This window comes from Legionella sp. W05-934-2 (assembly GCF_964199965.1).
Lineage (GTDB): Bacteria > Pseudomonadota > Gammaproteobacteria > Legionellales > Legionellaceae > JAFIFT01.
The window spans coordinates 1-17,280 of record NZ_CAXMZT010000004.1; the positions used below are offsets into that span (position 1 = coordinate 1).

Consider the following 17,280-nt stretch of genomic DNA (forward strand, 5'->3'; position numbering starts at 1 on the left):
TCTGTTCAATTTTTGTAGGGATCACTTAGCCCCAACCCTCTCCCGCGAGCAAGATTTTACCCCTGGTTAAAATTCTAGCGCGGGCGAGGGTCTCTTTGGTTTTGCCAATTTTTTCTTATTGAACAAAAATATATCAGAATTCCTCAGAGTGAAGCGGAATGCGGGAAATAACGCTATGGGCACGGGCACGGTAAGTTTAGTGATTTTCTGTCCGTTTAAAGCCTACGCCTTTTCATGCTTTGCGCCACTCTGTCCCATTGGGCGTATCTTCTAATATGACCCCCATTGCGGTTAGTTGGTCGCGAATTGTATCGGCTTTTTGATAATTTTTTTCTTGTTTTGCCTGCAGCCGTTCTAAAATGAGATTGTCGATTGCTTCTTTATCATCGCTACTCACCCCTGCTTGTAAAAACTGGGCTGGGTCTTGTTGTAATAAGCCGAAAATACCCGCTAAATATTTCAGCGTATTCGCCAATTGACCTGATTTTAATCGGTTGACTTCATGACTTAATTGAAACAGCACAGCTAATGCCTCTGGGGTATTAAAATCATCGTCCATCGCAGTATTAAAATCTGCTAACCATTTTTCATCAACTTTTGCATCAACAGGAGGAACTTCTTTCAAACAGTTATACAAACGCGTCAACGCTTTTTGTGAATATTCAATCGTGTCTTTTGAATAATTTAATGGACTTCGATAATGACTGCTTAATAAGAAATAGCGAATGATCTCTGGATTAAACTGGCTAAGCACATCGCTCAAGGTAAAGAAATTACCCAATGACTTAGACATTTTTTCTTCATTTACTTGTAACAAACCAAAATGAATCCAGTGATTGGCAAATGGCTTGCCTGTTGCAGCTTCACTTTGAGCGATTTCGTTTTCATGATGGGGGAATTTGAGATCCATCCCGCCTGCATGGATATCAAAATGATCGCCTAATTCTTTTGTTGCCATTGCCGAACATTCTATATGCCATCCAGGACGCCCCTCGCCCCAAGGCGATGGCCAAGCTGGCTCATCGGGTTTCGCCCTTTTCCATAAAACAAAATCAAGCGGTGAGCGTTTAGAAGCAACGACATCAACTCGCGCTCCCGAAAGCAATTTGTCGATGTCTTTATTGGAAAGTTTACCGTAAGTTTGATATTTACTCACCTCAAAGCAAACATCGCCATCATCCGAGAGGTAAGCATAGCCTTTATCCAACAACGATTGAATCATGGTTTGAATTTCAGCGATATATTGAGTTGCCCGAGGTTCAATGTCAGGCGATAACATACCCAGTTGTTTTATCTCACCATGCATTTCATCGATAAAATGGCTCGTAAGCTTTTCAATGCTTACCCCTTTTTCATTTGCTCGTTGGATAATCTTATCGTCAATATCGGTGATGTTGCGTACAAATGTCACATCAAAACCACAATGTCTTAAATAACGGATAATCACATCCGTGCATACCATTGAGCGCCCATGACCTAGATGACTATGATCATAAACCGTGTTGCCACACACATAAAAACCAATTTTACCCGGCACCAGGGGTACAAAGGGTGCTTTTTCACCAGTTAAAGAATTATAAATCGTTAACATTTGTTTTTAACCTTAGGCGATTTTTCCCCAACTATCTCTTAAATTGACGACACGATGAAAGACCTTCGCCACCCCATTGTCGCACTGATTGACACAATAATAACCCGTTCGCTCAAATTGGCATACATCACCCTCTTGCCAGTTTGCCAGATCGGGTTCAGCCAGTGCTTGTTTAATTTCAATCGACTCTGTATTTAAAAATTGTAAAAAATCCGTTTCTCGGCCTGGGTTTTCATCGAGAAACAACCGATCGTATTCGATGACTTTAATCGGGTGCGCATGCTTAGCAGATACCCAATGGATCACTCCTTTGACCTTACGATCAGGGGGATTCTTCCCTAATGTGTCTTTGTCATAGTGGCAATGCAATTCAATCACTTCGCCAGCTGCGTTTTTGATGACTTGTTCACAGCGAATAACATAAGCATGGCGGAGTCTGACTTCTTGGCCAGGTGCTAACCGGAAGAATTTTTTGGGTGGATCTTCCATAAAATCAGCCTTTTCAATAAAGATCTCTTTCGAAAAGGGTAAAATCCTCGAGTCCTCACCTTCGTTTTGCGGATAATAGCCAGCGTTTAATTGCTCAACTTGATCCTCTGGATAATTGGTAATAACCACTTTCAGGGGATCTATTACACAAAGAGCACGCTTACTCGTTCGATTTAGCTCATCACGAACACATTCTTCCAAAACACCAACATCAATCACAGAATCTGCTCGTGAAATACCCACTTGCTCACAAAAATTACGGATTGCCGCCGGTGGATATCCTCTTTTTCGCATGCCACAAATGGTTGGCATTCGCGGATCGTCCCACCCTTCAACGTGCCTTTCTTCGACGAGTTGTCTTAATTTACGCTTGCTAGTGACTGTATGTGATAAATTCAAGCGGGAAAACTCAGTTTGTTCTGGCTTTGAAGGCACGGAACAATGCTCAATGAACCAGTCGTATAATGGTCGATGATCTTGGAATTCCAACGTGCATAAAGAATGAGTAATATATTCTTCCGCATCGGATAGTGGATGGGCAAAATCATACATGGGATAAATGCACCACTCATCACCCGTTCGTTGGTGATGCGCATAGCGAATGCGATAAATAACCGGGTCACGCAGGTTAATATTCGCAGCGTTCATATCAATTTTTGCACGAAGCACATGTTGACCTTCCTCAAACTCACCGGCGCGCATTCGCTGAAATAAGTTTAAGTTTTCATCCATACTGCGATCGCGATAAGGACTATTTTTCCCAGGCTCTTGCAAGGTGCCACGCGTTTGTCTGATTTCTTCAACCGTTTGACTATCAACAAAAGCCAACCCTTTATTGATTAATTCAATTGCATATTGATACAGCTTTTCATAATAATCCGATGAATAGGTAATATCACACCATTCATAGCCTAACCAAGCCACATCGTTGATGATTGCTTTAACAAAGGCATCTTCCTCCTTCATTGGGTTGGTATCATCAAACCGTAAATAGCATTTCCCTTTAAATTCATCAGCCAAACCAAAATTTAAACATATTGATTTGGCGTGGCCAACGTGTAAAAATCCATTTGGCTCAGGCGGAAACCGGGTTATCACCTCAGTATGCTTGCCCGAAGACAAATCTTGTTCGATCATTTGTCGTATAAAATGAACTCGTTTTTCTGTGATTTCTGACATTCTATGATTCCACTGCATTCATTGAATGACGCATGTCAGCCATGAGACGTTTTGCCGCAGCACAGGGATCGTCTCCTGCTTGCCAAGTGTCATAAACTGTTTCAATTAGCGCCGCACCTACTATCACACCATCAGCAAATGAAGCAATTTCTGCCGCAATTTCTGGCGTTTTGATTCCAAACCCAACCAATAAGGGTAATGAAACTTGCTGCTTACGGCGCTGGTAGAGATCGCGAACGTTATCGATTGATAACGTCGACGCTCCTGTGACGCCCTTTAAAGAGACATAGTATAAATAACCACTCGCCACTTCGGCAATGGCATTTAGCCGCTTATCGGAAGTAGTTGGTGAACAGAGTAATATGGCATGGAGTTTGTGCTGTTGCCATATGGGTAATATTTCCCCTGCCTCTTCAGGCGGCATATCTACTAATATGGTGCCATCCACACCGGCTTTATTTGCATTCTTTGCAAACCGCTCATACCCATACATTTCAATGGGGTTTAAATAGCCCATGATGACAATAGGCGTTTGATTATCCTTTTGGCGAAATGCCGTGATTTGCTTAAACACATCATCCACACTAACGCCTTGGGCTAATGCTCTTTCCATCGCATGTTGTATCACGGGACCTTCTGCCATCGGATCGGAAAAAGGGATACCGAGTTCAAGAATATCGGCTCCTCCTTCAACCAAGGCATGCATCAAAGGCACCGTTAATTCAAGGTTCGGATCACCTGCCGTCAGATAAGGGCTTAATATTTTTTGCTTATTTTTCGATAGCTTTGCTATGGTTTGATCAATGCGATTGCTCATCTATACCACCCCTAATCTAATTTGATATTTTCAATGGCAGCGACGGTATTCATGTCTTTATCCCCTCGCCCAGATAAATTCACAACAATAATTTGATCCGGTTTCATTCGTTTTGCCAGGGTCATCGCATAGGCAACCGCATGCGAGGATTCAAGGGCAGGTATAATGCCTTCAACGCGAGTCAACTGATGAAATCCATACATGGCTTGCTTATCGTCACAGGGCACATAATGTGCCCGACCAATGTCTTTTAAATAGGCATGCTCTGGACCGACACCAGGATAATCAAGACCCGCAGAAATCGAATGGGTGTCTTTCACCTGTCCGTTTTCATCACAAAGTAAATAAGTGCGATTACCATGCAGTACACCGGGTTTGCCAGCAATTAAGGAGGCTGCATGTTCGCCCGTTTCAATACCTTTGCCCGCTGCTTCTACACCATAGATAGCGACGTCTTTATCTTCAATAAAAGGATAAAATAGGCCAATCGCATTGGACCCCCCTCCCACACATGCAACCAAGGCATCGGGTAAACGATGAAAGCGTTGTAGGCATTGTTCTTTTGCTTCCCGACCGATAACCGATTGAAAATCGCGTACCATTTGCGGATAAGGATGCGGGCCTGCGACTGTGCCAATGATATAGAAAGTGTCATCCACGTTGCTAACCCAATCTCGCATCGCTTCGTTTAGGGCATCTTTCAATGTTTTGCTGCCGCAGGTTACTGGCACTACTTTGGCACCAAGCAATTTCATGCGATACACATTGGGTGATTGGCGTTTGATGTCTTCTTCGCCCATATACACAACACATTCTAACCCCAATTTAGCCGCCACCGTTGCCGTTGCAACACCATGCTGCCCTGCCCCTGTCTCAGCAATAATGCGTTTTTTTCCCATTCGTTTTGCAAGCAATGCTTGACCAACCGTATTATTGACTTTGTGAGCACCTGTATGGCATAAATCTTCCCGTTTTAAATAGATTTGCGCGCCACCAATTTGTTGTGAAAGCCTCTGAGCATGGTATAAAGGGGTAGGACGACCGACAAAATCCTTCAGCTCTATCTCTAATTCGGCAAGAAAACCCGGTTCGTTTCGATATTGCTGGTAAGCTTGATTCAATGCTTCCAAAGCATGGATTAAGGTATCGGCAACAAATACACCACCGTATATGCCAAAATGACCGTGCTTATCTGGCAAGTCGTACATGACTATTCCCCTCGAACTTGTTTAATAAATTGTCGCATTAATGTTTCATCTTTTATGCCGGGCGCTGATTCAACACCACTACAGCAATCGACCATCTTTGGATTCACTTGCTTTATCGCTTCCAAAACATTTTCCACCGTCAAGCCCCCAGCTAAAATAACGGGCTTGCTTGTCTTGTTTGGGACAACCTGCCAGTCAAATGACTGACCTGTTCCCCCGTAATTCTCTTGAGCGGGCGTGTCAATTAAAATTGCTTTTGCCAGAGAATAGCGATGGCTAGCATCGATGATTGACTTCGTTGACGTGGCCGCAATTGCTTTGATATAAGGATAGCCAAATTGTTGGCAAAATTCAGGTGTTTCATCGCCATGAAATTGTATCACAGTTGGCTGAAAATCCTTTAGCATTTGTTTTAGCCATTGAGGTGATGGATTGACAACTACGGCGTATCTTGCAATGGAAGAAGGCACATTTTGACTGATTTTTATGGCCGTTTCTATATCAATAGCACGCTTGCTTTTGGGAAAAAAAATAAAGCCAAGTGCATTGACCCCCAATTGGCATGCCATTTCAACATCTTCCGCTCGCTTCATGCCACAGAATTTTATCTCAGTATCAATGCTCATTTTACACCCATCAGCAGTAAACTATGATGCTTCTCTTCAGGAAATTCTAGGTGTTCTGGGTAGATGACTTTTGTTAAGTAAAGGCCATAAGGTGGCGCCGTTTCAGCGCCTTTCTTTCTATCTTTGGCTTCAAGGACTTCCGCTACCCACGTAGGTCCTTGTTTACCTGAGCCCACTGCAATAAGAACCCCCGCAATATTTCTCACCATATGATGTAAGAAAGCATTTGCTTCGATGTCAATAAACACAAAATCACCTTGTCGTGAAACTGACAATGTATTAATGCATCTCATGGGCGTATTGGATTGACATTCGATGGAACGGAAGGATGTAAAATCGTTTTCACCAATCAAGCATTGCGCCGCCTCATGCATAATATCATGATTCAATTCACGGTAATGCCAGGTCACATTCGCTCGCAGCAAAGCAGGCCGAATCGGCTTATTGTAGATGATGTATCGATATTGCCGAGCAATGGCTGAATAACGTGCATGGAATTCATCATCCACAAAATGAGCCCATTTCACACAGACATCTTTGGGTAGATTCGCATTGGCACCGTGTGCCCAAGCACGGGTTGTCCTATCCTTGTTCGTATCAAAATGAATGATTTGATTAATAGCATGCACACCCGTATCAGTGCGACCTGCGCAGACAATCGAAATCGGTTCATTGGCGACTAAGCTTAAAGCATGTTCTAGGACAGATTGAACGGTATGTAAGCCAGTTTGTGATTGCCATCCATGATATTGACTGCCGTCATATTCCACATTCAAGGCAATACGCATGGAAACCTCTTTATAAAAGGTTCAATGTATAATACATTATGGCGAAAGTCTAGGGTCCAATGGCATTTTACCCCGGGCAATCGCTCTAAAAACTGGGCAAGAGCACGCACCTCTTCACGTGAGTGAGCACACAATCGCGTGCCAAGTTTTTAAATTGTTTAAAGGGTATTAAGGAATATCCCTAATTCAACCTGTCGCTTAGAGCCTTTCAAAAATAGCTGCAGCGCCCATACCCGTCCCAATGCACATGGTCACCATGCCATAGCGACCTTTACTGTGTTTAAGTCCATTTAATAACGTTGCAGTACGAATCGCACCCGTGGCACCTAGTGGGTGCCCCAGGGCAATCGCTCCGCCATTAGGGTTCACTTTTTCATGCGGTAAATGCAGTTCCTTCATCACAGCAAGCGCTTGGGCGGCAAAGGCTTCATTTAGCTCAATCCAATCAATTTGTTCCAGCGTTAGTCCAGCCTGAGCTAACGCCTTGGGAATGGCTTTGATTGGGCCAATCCCCATAATCTCGGGCGGTACACCAGCCACAGAAAACCCTAGGAAGCGACCAATCGGTTGTAGTTGATATTTCTTAACCATTGCTTCACTGGCTAGAAAAGCAAGGCCAGCGCCATCTGACATTTGCGAACTATTGCCTGCTGTGACAGTTCCTTTGGCAGCAAACACTGGTTTTAACCGTGAAACTGCTTCTATCGAGGTATCTGCTCTTGGGCCTTCATCGTTGGTAACCACAACTTCAGATATCGCGACTTCATGGGTTGCCTCATTGGCTCGACGATGATGCACCGTAAATGGAACAATTTCATCCTCAAATAAACCTGCTTTCTGTGCCTTAAGCGCACGTTGATGACTTTCAACAGCAAACTCATCTTGCATCTGCCGATTAATACCCCATTGTTTAGCAACATTTTCTGCTGTAATCCCCATCCCATAGGCAATCGCAACATGTTCTTCACAAAAGATAGCTGGATTTGCGGTATATTTATTGCCCCCCATGGGCACCTTTGACATGCTCTCAACGCCCCCTGCAAACGCCATATCGATTTCACCGTTGGCTATTGAGGATGCAGCGGTAGCAATGGTTTGAACGCCCGAAGAACAAAAGCGGTTGATGGTCATTGCCGGAACGGTATCTGGCAATCCACCGAGTAATGAGGCAATGCGAGCAACATTCATGCCTTGTTCTGCTTCAGGCATCGCACAGCCAATGATCACATCACCTAGCTGATTCCAATCCACTTGAGGATAACGTTGGCACATTGAACGAATACAATGCGCAAGTAAATCATCTGGCAATACTTGTTTAAATACTCCGCGTGGCGCTTTGCCAACTGGCGTTCTGAGTGCATCGATTATATAAACGTTGTTGAACATAAATGAATCCCCTATTAATTACGCAGTGGCTTACCAGTTTCTAAAAAGTGCTTAATCCGTGCCTGTGTTTGTTCCTTATGGAGTAAGTCCATGAATAATTGACGCTCGAGATTTAAGTACCACCATTCATTAACAGATTGTCCCGCATCAATATCACCACCACACATTGCTTCGGCTAAATGAGACGCTAAGGTATAGTCGTATTCAGAAATAAAGCCACCTTCCAACCAATTGACCAATCCTACTTTTAACCGAGCAACGCCATCTCTTCCCACTGGTTGAATGGAGGTCGGTAACGGGGGACGATAATTTGCTGCGTGCATAAATTTGACTTGCTCACAAGCCACTTTCAACACCTCATTGGCATGCATCACGACGGTATCTTTTGGTTGCAGAAAATGACGTTCCCTTGCCTCCAAAGCACTTCCCGCAACGGCGGCCATCGCCACTTGCTGGTAATAAGGCTGTAGAAAGGTCATTAAATCGGAGCCCACCTGGTTTTCACTAGCGCGGAGAGCAAACTCCTTGCACCCACCACCTGCTGGTATCACACCAACACCTAATTCCACTAAACCAATATAGGACTCAAAAGCTGCAACAACGGATGCACAGTGCAATAACAACTCGCAGCCGCCTCCTAATGCTTTTCCTCTCAACGCAGCCACAACGGGAATTGGCGAATATTTAATGCGCATCATCAACTGTTGAAAACGTTCTATCATGCTTTCAATTTTTCCAAACTGATTCGTCATGATATTTTCGGCAACCCCTTTCAGATCAGCACCCGCGCAGAAAAGGTCGGGATTGTCCTGATAAATCACGAGCCCTTGATAATCGTTACCAATTTTATTTAATGCTTCATCAAATCCATCAATTACCGCATTACTAATGCTATTGGCCTTACTATTAAACCCTAATATAGCCACATTATCGATTGCCCAGACACTAACGCCTTCATGCTCAAACACCGTGGTCTTTTGGGGGGGCTTAGACATGATGTTATGCTCAGGGAAATACTGGCGCTTATATACTGGTAGGTTAGAAGGTGCTTGATAGTCGTTGAGATGCGCTGAAAACGCCATGCCTTGATGATAGAAACTTTCGAGCTGATTTGTCCATTGGGGCAGCGAAACGGATGCTAACGTTTGCCCTGCTTCAATCTGATGTCTTAAGTAGGAATCAACCTCTTTAACACCTGCCATTTGCCAACTCACAAACGGTCCTTGTTTCCAGCCAAATCCCCAACACATCGCCAAATCGATATCTCGGCAATTATTGGCAATCGTTTGTAGATGGTAAGCACTGTAGTGATATAAATCACCGAAACAGGCACTCAAAAACCGCGCTTGTTTACTATCACATCGGGCTAGTTTATCTAACATGCCATGTTGATTTTTATCCTTTAAAATAGCGAGCACGGCTTCGTCCACTTTCGCGGTTTGTGGACGATATTCATTTTGGTGGTAATCATACACTTCGATGATTTTACCTTGTTTACGATATAAGCCTTGCCCTGTTTTTTGGCCAAGATGCCCAGCGTCGATCATCGCATCTAACCATTTTGGCAGATGAAATAAGTGATGCCATGGATCATCTTGTAGTTGTTCTGCCATCGTTTGGATAACATGACGCATCGTATCAAGGCCAACAACATCCATGGTACGCATGGTTGCTGACTTTGGCCGTCCTAACAATGGTCCCGTCAAGGCATCCACTTCATCGAGACCTAAATCAAAGTTGACCGCATGATGGAGCGCAGACAACAGCGAGAAGACACCGATACGATTGGCAATGAAATTGGGTGTGTCTTTCGCTCGAACAACCCCTTTTCCAAGGTACTGCGTTAGCCAAGTTTCCAAATAATCGAGTAATTCAACGTTTGTGGTATTGGCAGGGATTAGTTCAGCTAAATGCATATAGCGCGGCGGGTTAAAAAAGTGCACCCCACAGAATTGATGACGATGTTTTTCCGGGACGGCTTGTGCCAAATGATTAATGCTTAACCCGGATGTATTGGTCACTAAAATAGCGTTTTTATGCAGGTGTGGACTAATTTTTTCATATAAAGATAGCTTCCAATCCATGCGCTCGCCGATAGCCTCAATGATTAAATCACACTGCTGTAATTCAGCCAGATTTTCTTGATAATTTCTGGGCTGTATACCACTTGCGATATGCTTATCCCCTAAAGGTGATGGCTTTAACTTTTCTAACCGCTTAATTGCCTCATTCACTATTGCATTATGATTTGAACCTTCTGCAGGCAGTTCATAAAGCTTCGTTGGAAAGCCAGCATTGACACAATGCGCAGCAATTTGCGCACCCATTACACCTGCTCCTAGAACAGCAACTTGTTCAATCTGATAAGTACGTGCCATATATCTATCCTATAGGGTTGTGTTTAAAAGGGAGGATTGATCTTCCTGTTGATGATTAAAGCTATCCTGCTTTATGAGTAATTGAGTAAATCGATTGGATAACCATGATTGAAAATCGAGTGTTTCTTGGGCGATTAAGCCTTGATAGCGGTGAGGGCTTTGGCAAATCATATCAACAACGGAAGCAATGCCAATTGCCGTACTAATTTGCAGGGAGGAAAGTTGATAGTGAGCAATTGAGATTGGCTGAATGACTTGTTTAAAGCTTAAGGTTTTAGGTAAGGACTGGCTCTTTCCTGTGCATTTAATACGAACCCAAAGCGCATCCTTAGGCTGGCGATTAAACACTGATGCCAACAGTTGGCGCATATTTTCGGCTTGTTCATGCAAGCGTAATGCCTGGATTAAAAATTGAATCTTTTCTGCCATACCCACTGGCATCAAGGTTTGATAAACAAGGTTGGACGCTTTGTTTTGCCATAAAGACATTAAATGACCATACCCATTCGCTGCATGAGTCGTTTCAAAGGTCCGGCCATCAATTTGAAGCATGCTTACCTCACTTAATGGCATCCGCTGTATTAACCGACCTTGCTCAATAATAGAAGCGTATTCAGTGAGCTCATGGATAAACCGCTTGGCAGATCCAGACAGACTATGCGTCATCTCATCGGCAATAACACCCACTTGTACCTGGCAAGAAATTGCTTCTTCCATCTGTTGCATAAAGGCGTTAGCAATGATCCCTGTCCAGCCTGGTGCAAGACCACAATTAGGCAAAAAAGCTGACTTGCTGTTTAGAATATCCCCATGTTTTTGCTCATCAATGTCAACGATTTTTGGACTGCAATCCACATAATGAATTTGGCAAGCGATAGCTGTCTCAATGATGGATTTGTTCATCCCTGCGACCAGCGTCGAAACGATCACATCGATGGCATGTTTTTTACAGTATTCAATCAACGACTCTGTTTGTTTGACATCGATGGCAATGGTGCGAATTTTCGCTTGTTTCTGCAACCACTGATTGACGTCAAGGTCATCAAATTGGTTGTCAGCAAGATAGACATCATAATCAGGAAATTGGGAAAAAACCGCCGCGGTTGCAACCCCAACTTTTCCAGCCCCACAAATTAATACGCGTGTCATTCCTTAACCCCCTGATGTTCTTGAGCGTCGATATGTCAGACCTCGGCCATATCCTACACTAATTTCCAGCTATGGTCATCTCATTCACCAAAATAGAGCCACACCGCGTTGAGTAGTTTGGATTGATATCATTGCCGATTGCTTCAATACCTTGGAAGATAGCGCCTAAATTACCAGCAATTGTCACCTCTTCAACCGGGTGAATAATTTCCCCCTCTTCAATCCAATAGCCAAATGCACCGACCGAATAATCGCCCGTTAAAATATTCACACCCTGCCCCATTGTTTCAGTCACTAACAGCCCCTTTTTCAACGATTTAGCAATCATGTTGACATCCCCGGTGGTAGCATCGACTGTCATGTTATGAACACCATCCGCATTGCCTGTTGTTTTCATCTTTAGACGATTAGCTGAATAATGGCCTAATACGTATTGCTCAACTTTACCATCGACCACAAAGTGATTATCTCGGGTGTTGACTCCATCCGAATCCATGGGTGTGCTACCCAATCCACCCAAGAGCAAGGGCTGTTCATATACTTGGACAAATTGAGGAAAAATTACCTTACCAAGGCTATCCAGTAAAAAAGACCGTTTTCGGTATAAATTACTACCACTGATAGCTGAGATGAAATACCCCATTAACCGCGAGGATAAGCGGTTCGAGAACAACACAGGTGCCTTCTGGGTTTTGATTTTTCGTGCGCCTAATCGACTTAACGTTCTTTCAGCAGCACTTTCGCCTAATTGATTAACCGAGACTAAATCCTTTGGTTTTCGGGCTGTTGTGTAGTCATAGTCTCGTTGCATTTTTCCATCTTGCTCTGCGATTAATGAACAACTCATGCCATGACGGGACGAATAAATGACCCCCTTAGCACCCGCCGTGTTCATATAAGCAGAACAATGACTCACGGTCGATAGCCCAACTCCATCAGAGTTCACCAAGCGTTTATCAAGCCCTAAAGCATGCTTTTCGCATTGCAAAGCTCTTTCAATCGCCTCGTCGGTTTGGATATCCCAGGGATGAAACAGATCTAATGAATCCGGGTTGGAGCACATTAACGACTTATCCGCTAACCCAAAACAAGGATCTGAGGCGCTTACGGAGGCAATATCACATGCTGCATTGACCATGTTATCAAGGGCTGCTTCACTGGTATCTGTACTACTCGCAGATCCTTTCTGCTTTCCAATATACACTGTGACACTAACCCCTTTATCCTCATTAAATGTTACGGTATCTACTTGTCCCATACGCACTTCAACACTGATTCCTTGGCTATGACTAAATGATACTGCAACATCCGTTGCCCCGCCTTTCGTTGCTCTAACCAGCACTTTATCCAATATTTCCAAGGCCTGTTCAGGCGACTTCAATAATAGATTTTTATCTTTTTTTGTTATTTGCGTCATGACAACCCTTTTATTCATGGTGGTGTTTTGGTTTAATGGTTAAGATTAACCTGAAAGCTAGTGAACGTCTTTTAAATTTCGCTTGTGCAAAAAAATGAATATTGAAGCTAAATTTATCACTTTTTGCCCTGCGATCTCATGATGGTGATGTTTCCTAACTTCAAGCATTAAAGGATACAGAGAATGGTTGCTGCATACAATAATATGCGTTACTTTAAGCCCTTTTTTTTCAGCATTATCCTGCTGTTTTGGTTTTCGCATGGGTATGCGCAATGGCAAACCATATCGCCTGGCATCGAATTTCAGGATTTAGGCGGCAAAATTACCACCCCTTGGTCACATATATATGTGTTTAGAATCGATTTAACCGAGAATGACTTTTCATTAAAATTGGCCTCCGAACTGGATGCTGAACATGCGTCTGTCCCAAGACTCGGCCAAGACCCGGATGTAATACTCGCAATTAATGGTGGTTTTTTTGATAAACAATTTCACCCGTTAGGCTTGCGTATTAGTGACGGACAGAAAAAAAATCACCTTAAACGTATTAGTTGGTGGGGTGTTTTCTATATCGATCACGACAAACCTTATATAGCTAGCCCTTTTCAATATATTCCTAAACACACCACGTTTGCTGTCCAAAGCGGTCCAAGATTGGTGGTTAATCGCCGTATTCCGTCATTAAAGATGGGTGTCGCGGAGCGCTCAGCTATCGGCATCACGGAGGACAAGCATGTCATCTTGTTAGTTACCGACAATAACAGACTAACAACCGAGCAACTTGCTGAAATTATGGCATCACCACCGTTGGATTGTCGGGATGCACTCAATTTGGATGGAGGAAGCTCCAGCCAATTAATTGCCAAAACGCACGATTTTAACCTGACTGTTCATGGGTTTTCCAATGTCAGTGATGCGATTATCGTAAAAAGAAAAAAAAATTAGGGCAAATTTTCTTGTTATAGCAAGCGTTTATAAGTACTCACAAATTATCCACAGGAATTAATCAAGTTATCCACTTGATTAAACGCCAAAAACACACTATCTTGTTAGTAGTAGTCAGCAATAACACAATATATTGGGTTTTGTTCAAAATTCATCAGCCTATGTAGCGAACAAAATTTTCAGAACTTGTAGAAAACTATCTTCATTTGACTCCTCTTAACATGGGGAGAAGATGCCCAAAGGGCGGATGAGCGGTTGTTGATTCGAAGTTATTTGTTTGATGTGAAGCATGGTGTGTTTGTAAAACCTCTGTAAAACGCCAAAACCTTGGCAAACGTGATGTTAAAGTAATTTTGACAAGCGAGTTTAGATTGACTAACGAGGGAACGTCCCTAACTTAGTTAAAATTATCGTTAACACTTCGATTGGCGTTTTGCATAAATTTAGTACTTGATAGATTATGATTCCTTGGAGAAAACAATGTCGGAAAACGTCGAAACCGTAAAAAGTTCCCGGCCCTTTCCCAGTCAGATGGAACTGACTGTGACTGCACCTGGAACAATTAAAGTGATTAAACGCAATGGCAAAGCGGTTAGCTTTGATCCCACCAAAATAAAGGTTGCTATTACAAAAGCCTTTAACGCTCAAGAAGGCGTGAATGCGGCTATTTCTAACCGAATTCACGAATTGGTCGAAAAAATTACCGCGCAAGTCGCAGAAACCCTAAACAAGCGCTTACCCACCGGCGGCTCAATTGGGATAGAAGATATTCAAGACCAAGTCGAATTAGCGTTAATGCGTGACGGTCACTATAAAGTCGCACGCGGCTATGTCCTTTACCGTGAAGAGCATCGTAAACAACGACAACAAGAATTAGCCAAACAGGCCGAAGACAATAAAGTCCCACTGATAACCATGCCTGATGGCGAGCTTAAACCACTCGACACACAACGCATCCAAACGATTGTTAGCGAAGCGTGCCGTGATTTAGCAAACGTAAAAGCTGAACCCGTAATCAAGGATGCATTACGCAATCTCTATAACAAAGCAAACTTATCCGACGTTCATAAAGCACTCATTATGGCTGCCCGCGCATTAGTCGAAAAGGAGCCTAACTACACTTACGTTAGCGCACGACTATTGCTTGACGCTCTGCGCACTGAGGCGCTAGCTAAATTGGGTATTGCATCTGAAGCAACTTTTGATGAGATGGTTAAGCTTTACCCTGCCTATTTTACTTCGTATATTCAACATGGTATTAACCAAGGCATACTTGATAAAAAACTAGCCGATTTTGATCTGAAAAAGCTTGGCGAAGCATTGCTCGCGACACGTGACATGCAATTCACTTTCTTAAGCATGCAAACACTCTATGATCGCTATTTCTTACACGACCGTGGTATTCGCTATGAACTGCCTCAAGCCTTTTTCATGCGTGTCGCGATGGGACTGGCTATTCGTGAAGAAAATAAAAATGACAAAGCCATTGAGTTTTATCGGTTGTTATCTTCGTTCGATTACATGTCCTCCACACCGACACTATTTAACTCCGGAACAGTGAGACCACAATTATCCAGCTGTTACTTAACAACCGTTCCAGATGATTTACATGGCATCTATAGTGCTATCCGAGACAACGCATTATTATCTAAATTTGCTGGCGGCCTTGGCAATGACTGGACGCCTGTGCGTGCGATGGGTTCACATATTGAAGGAACAAATGGCAAATCACAAGGTGTTGTACCATTTTTGAATGTGGCAGATGCCACAGCCATAGCGGTTAATCAAGGCGGAAAGCGGAAAGGCGCTGTCTGTGCCTATCTTGAGTGCTGGCATAAAGATATTGAAGAGTTCCTTGAGCTACGCAAAAACACAGGCGATGATCGTCGTCGTACTCACGATATGAATACAGCCATTTGGGTGAATGATCTTTTAATGAAGCGTATTGAAGAAGACGCAGATTGGACATTATTCTCACCGGATGAAGTGCCCGAATTGCATGATCTATATGGCAAAGAGTTTGAAAAAGCCTATGTTGCTTATGAAGATAAAGCGAAGCGTGGGAAAATCATGAACTTCAAAACCATTCCTGCAGTGAAGCTTTGGCGCAAAATACTAAGCATGTTATTTGAAACAGGTCATCCCTGGGTTACGTTCAAAGATGCCTGTAATTTACGCTCGCCTCAACAACATGCGGGTGTGATTCATAGTTCAAATTTATGCACAGAAATCACCTTAAACACATCTGCTGAAGAAATTGCTGTCTGTAATTTAGGAAGCATCAATTTGCCTGCCCATATTGCTGACGGTAAACTCGACCAGGAGAAGCTACGTCGAACCATCCACACAGCGATTCGGATGTTGGATAATGTGATCGACATCAACTATTATTCCGTCCCACAAGCACGCAATTCAAACTTAAAGCATCGCCCCATTGGTCTTGGTTTGATGGGTTTCCAAGATGCGCTGTATGAATTAGGGATTGATTATGCGTCTGAAAAGGCGGTTAAGTTTGCTGATGAATCCATGGAAGCCATCAGTTATTATGCTATTGAAGCATCGGTTGCTCTTGCAAAAGAGCGTGGTAGCTATGAAAGCTTTGAAGGATCATTGTGGAGCAAAGGTATATTACCTATCGACTCAATTAGTCTTTTACAACAAGCACGTGATAACCATCTGGATCAAGATCGTTCACAAACGATGGACTGGGAAAGTTTACGGGTGAAAGTGCGTACCCAAGGCATTCGAAATTCAAATGTCATGGCCATAGCGCCCACAGCAACCATTTCCAACATCTGTGGGGTATCTCAATCCATTGAGCCAACCTACCAAAACTTATATGTGAAATCGAACTTATCAGGTGAGTTCACTGTCATCAACCCCTATTTAGTTAAAGAGCTGAAGGCACTCAAACTATGGGATGAAGTCATGGTGAATGACCTGAAATATTACAATGGCAGCGTTCAACCCATCACGCGTATTCCCGATGAGTTAAAGCGCCGATTTGCGACTGCGTTTGAAATTGATCCCATTTGGTTAGTCGAGGCTGCTTCAAGAAGACAAAAATGGATCGATCAAGCCCAATCACTCAATGTTTACATGGCCAAACCTTCCGGCAAAAAACTGGATAACCTGTATAAACACGCTTGGTTACGCGGCTTAAAAACAACCTATTACTTGCGCAGTATGGGTGCAACAAACGCAGAAAAATCAACTGTCACCGACGGTGCACTTAATGCAGTTAAACTAAGTGACGAACCCAAAGTCTGCTCGATTTTGGACCCTGACTGTGACGCATGCCAATAGG

Annotated in this window: 12 protein-coding genes; 2 read left to right on the forward strand and 10 right to left on the reverse strand. The window is 43.3% G+C overall.

The features are described 5' to 3' along the window. Positions 1-232: 232 nt before the first annotated feature. From cysS to pmbA, 10 genes are all read right to left on the reverse strand, one after another. Positions 233-1,591: a cysteine--tRNA ligase gene (cysS, locus tag AB3348_RS05350; protein ID WP_367606546.1), complete on the reverse strand. Its 1,359-nt coding sequence runs from the start codon at positions 1,589-1,591 to the stop codon at positions 233-235. 12 nt (positions 1,592-1,603) lie between these two features. Continuing rightward, entirely contained in the window at positions 1,604-3,259 is a 1,656-nt protein-coding gene (locus AB3348_RS05355; protein WP_367606547.1) for a glutamine--tRNA ligase/YqeY domain fusion protein, read from the reverse strand. Between the two features lies 1 nt (position 3,260). After that, positions 3,261-4,076, reverse strand: a complete 816-nt coding sequence (trpA, locus tag AB3348_RS05360; protein WP_367606548.1) for a tryptophan synthase subunit alpha — start codon at positions 4,074-4,076, stop codon at positions 3,261-3,263. An 11-nt stretch (positions 4,077-4,087) separates the two neighbouring features. Beyond that, complete coding sequence (trpB, locus tag AB3348_RS05365) at positions 4,088-5,284, reverse strand: tryptophan synthase subunit beta (protein WP_367606549.1); 1,197 nt, start codon at positions 5,282-5,284, stop codon at positions 4,088-4,090. Positions 5,285-5,286: 2 nt separating this feature from the next. Beyond that, on the reverse strand, positions 5,287-5,910 hold the full coding sequence (locus AB3348_RS05370; RefSeq protein WP_367606550.1) for a phosphoribosylanthranilate isomerase: 624 nt from the start codon (positions 5,908-5,910) through the stop codon (positions 5,287-5,289). Next, positions 5,907-6,698 carry a tRNA pseudouridine(38-40) synthase TruA gene (gene truA, locus AB3348_RS05375; protein ID WP_367606551.1) on the reverse strand — a complete coding sequence of 264 codons (792 nt, stop codon included), beginning with the start codon at positions 6,696-6,698 and terminating at the stop codon, positions 5,907-5,909. Before truA ends, AB3348_RS05370 begins: the two co-directional genes overlap by 4 nt. Before the next feature lie 198 nt (positions 6,699-6,896). Beyond that, positions 6,897-8,084 carry an acetyl-CoA C-acyltransferase gene (locus tag AB3348_RS05380; RefSeq protein WP_367606552.1) on the reverse strand — a complete coding sequence of 396 codons (1,188 nt, stop codon included), beginning with the start codon at positions 8,082-8,084 and terminating at the stop codon, positions 6,897-6,899. Between the two features lie 14 nt (positions 8,085-8,098). Then, a complete protein-coding gene (locus tag AB3348_RS05385; RefSeq protein ID WP_367606553.1) occupies positions 8,099-10,462 on the reverse strand; it encodes a 3-hydroxyacyl-CoA dehydrogenase/enoyl-CoA hydratase family protein in 2,364 nt (787 codons plus the stop codon). A gap of 9 nt (positions 10,463-10,471) precedes the next feature. Then, on the reverse strand, positions 10,472-11,611 hold the full coding sequence (locus tag AB3348_RS05390; RefSeq protein ID WP_367606554.1) for a saccharopine dehydrogenase family protein: 1,140 nt from the start codon (positions 11,609-11,611) through the stop codon (positions 10,472-10,474). Between the two features lie 58 nt (positions 11,612-11,669). Further along, complete coding sequence (pmbA, locus tag AB3348_RS05395; protein ID WP_367606555.1) at positions 11,670-13,028, reverse strand: metalloprotease PmbA; 1,359 nt, start codon at positions 13,026-13,028, stop codon at positions 11,670-11,672. Positions 13,029-13,211: 183 nt separating this feature from the next. Here pmbA and AB3348_RS05400 point away from each other — a divergent pair, with 183 nt between their 5' ends. After that, positions 13,212-13,973, forward strand: coding sequence for a phosphodiester glycosidase family protein (locus AB3348_RS05400; protein WP_367606556.1), 762 nt, complete (start codon positions 13,212-13,214; stop codon positions 13,971-13,973). 480 nt (positions 13,974-14,453) lie between these two features. Further along, positions 14,454-17,279 carry a ribonucleoside-diphosphate reductase subunit alpha gene (locus tag AB3348_RS05405; RefSeq protein ID WP_367606557.1) on the forward strand — a complete coding sequence of 942 codons (2,826 nt, stop codon included), beginning with the start codon at positions 14,454-14,456 and terminating at the stop codon, positions 17,277-17,279. The last annotated feature ends 1 nt before the right edge of the window (position 17,280 follow it).

Excerpts from the sequence above, each read along its gene's own strand:
- AB3348_RS05385 (WP_367606553.1), bottom strand. The coding sequence starts at position 10,462 with ATGGCACGTACTTATCAGATTGAACAAGTTGCTGTTCTAGGAGCAGGT.
- cysS (WP_367606546.1), bottom strand. The coding sequence starts at position 1,591 with ATGTTAACGATTTATAATTCTTTAACTGGTGAAAAAGCACCCTTTGTA.
- trpB (WP_367606549.1), bottom strand. The coding sequence starts at position 5,284 with ATGTACGACTTGCCAGATAAGCACGGTCATTTTGGCATATACGGTGGT.
- pmbA (WP_367606555.1), bottom strand. The coding sequence starts at position 13,028 with ATGACGCAAATAACAAAAAAAGATAAAAATCTATTATTGAAGTCGCCT.
- AB3348_RS05400 (WP_367606556.1), top strand. The coding sequence starts at position 13,212 with ATGGTTGCTGCATACAATAATATGCGTTACTTTAAGCCCTTTTTTTTC.
- AB3348_RS05380 (WP_367606552.1), bottom strand. The coding sequence starts at position 8,084 with ATGTTCAACAACGTTTATATAATCGATGCACTCAGAACGCCAGTTGGC.
- AB3348_RS05390 (WP_367606554.1), bottom strand. The coding sequence starts at position 11,611 with ATGACACGCGTATTAATTTGTGGGGCTGGAAAAGTTGGGGTTGCAACC.
- AB3348_RS05405 (WP_367606557.1), top strand. The coding sequence starts at position 14,454 with ATGTCGGAAAACGTCGAAACCGTAAAAAGTTCCCGGCCCTTTCCCAGT.
- AB3348_RS05370 (WP_367606550.1), bottom strand. The coding sequence starts at position 5,910 with ATGAGCATTGATACTGAGATAAAATTCTGTGGCATGAAGCGAGCGGAA.
- trpA (WP_367606548.1), bottom strand. The coding sequence starts at position 4,076 with ATGAGCAATCGCATTGATCAAACCATAGCAAAGCTATCGAAAAATAAG.
- AB3348_RS05355 (WP_367606547.1), bottom strand. The coding sequence starts at position 3,259 with ATGTCAGAAATCACAGAAAAACGAGTTCATTTTATACGACAAATGATC.
- truA (WP_367606551.1), bottom strand. The coding sequence starts at position 6,698 with ATGCGTATTGCCTTGAATGTGGAATATGACGGCAGTCAATATCATGGA.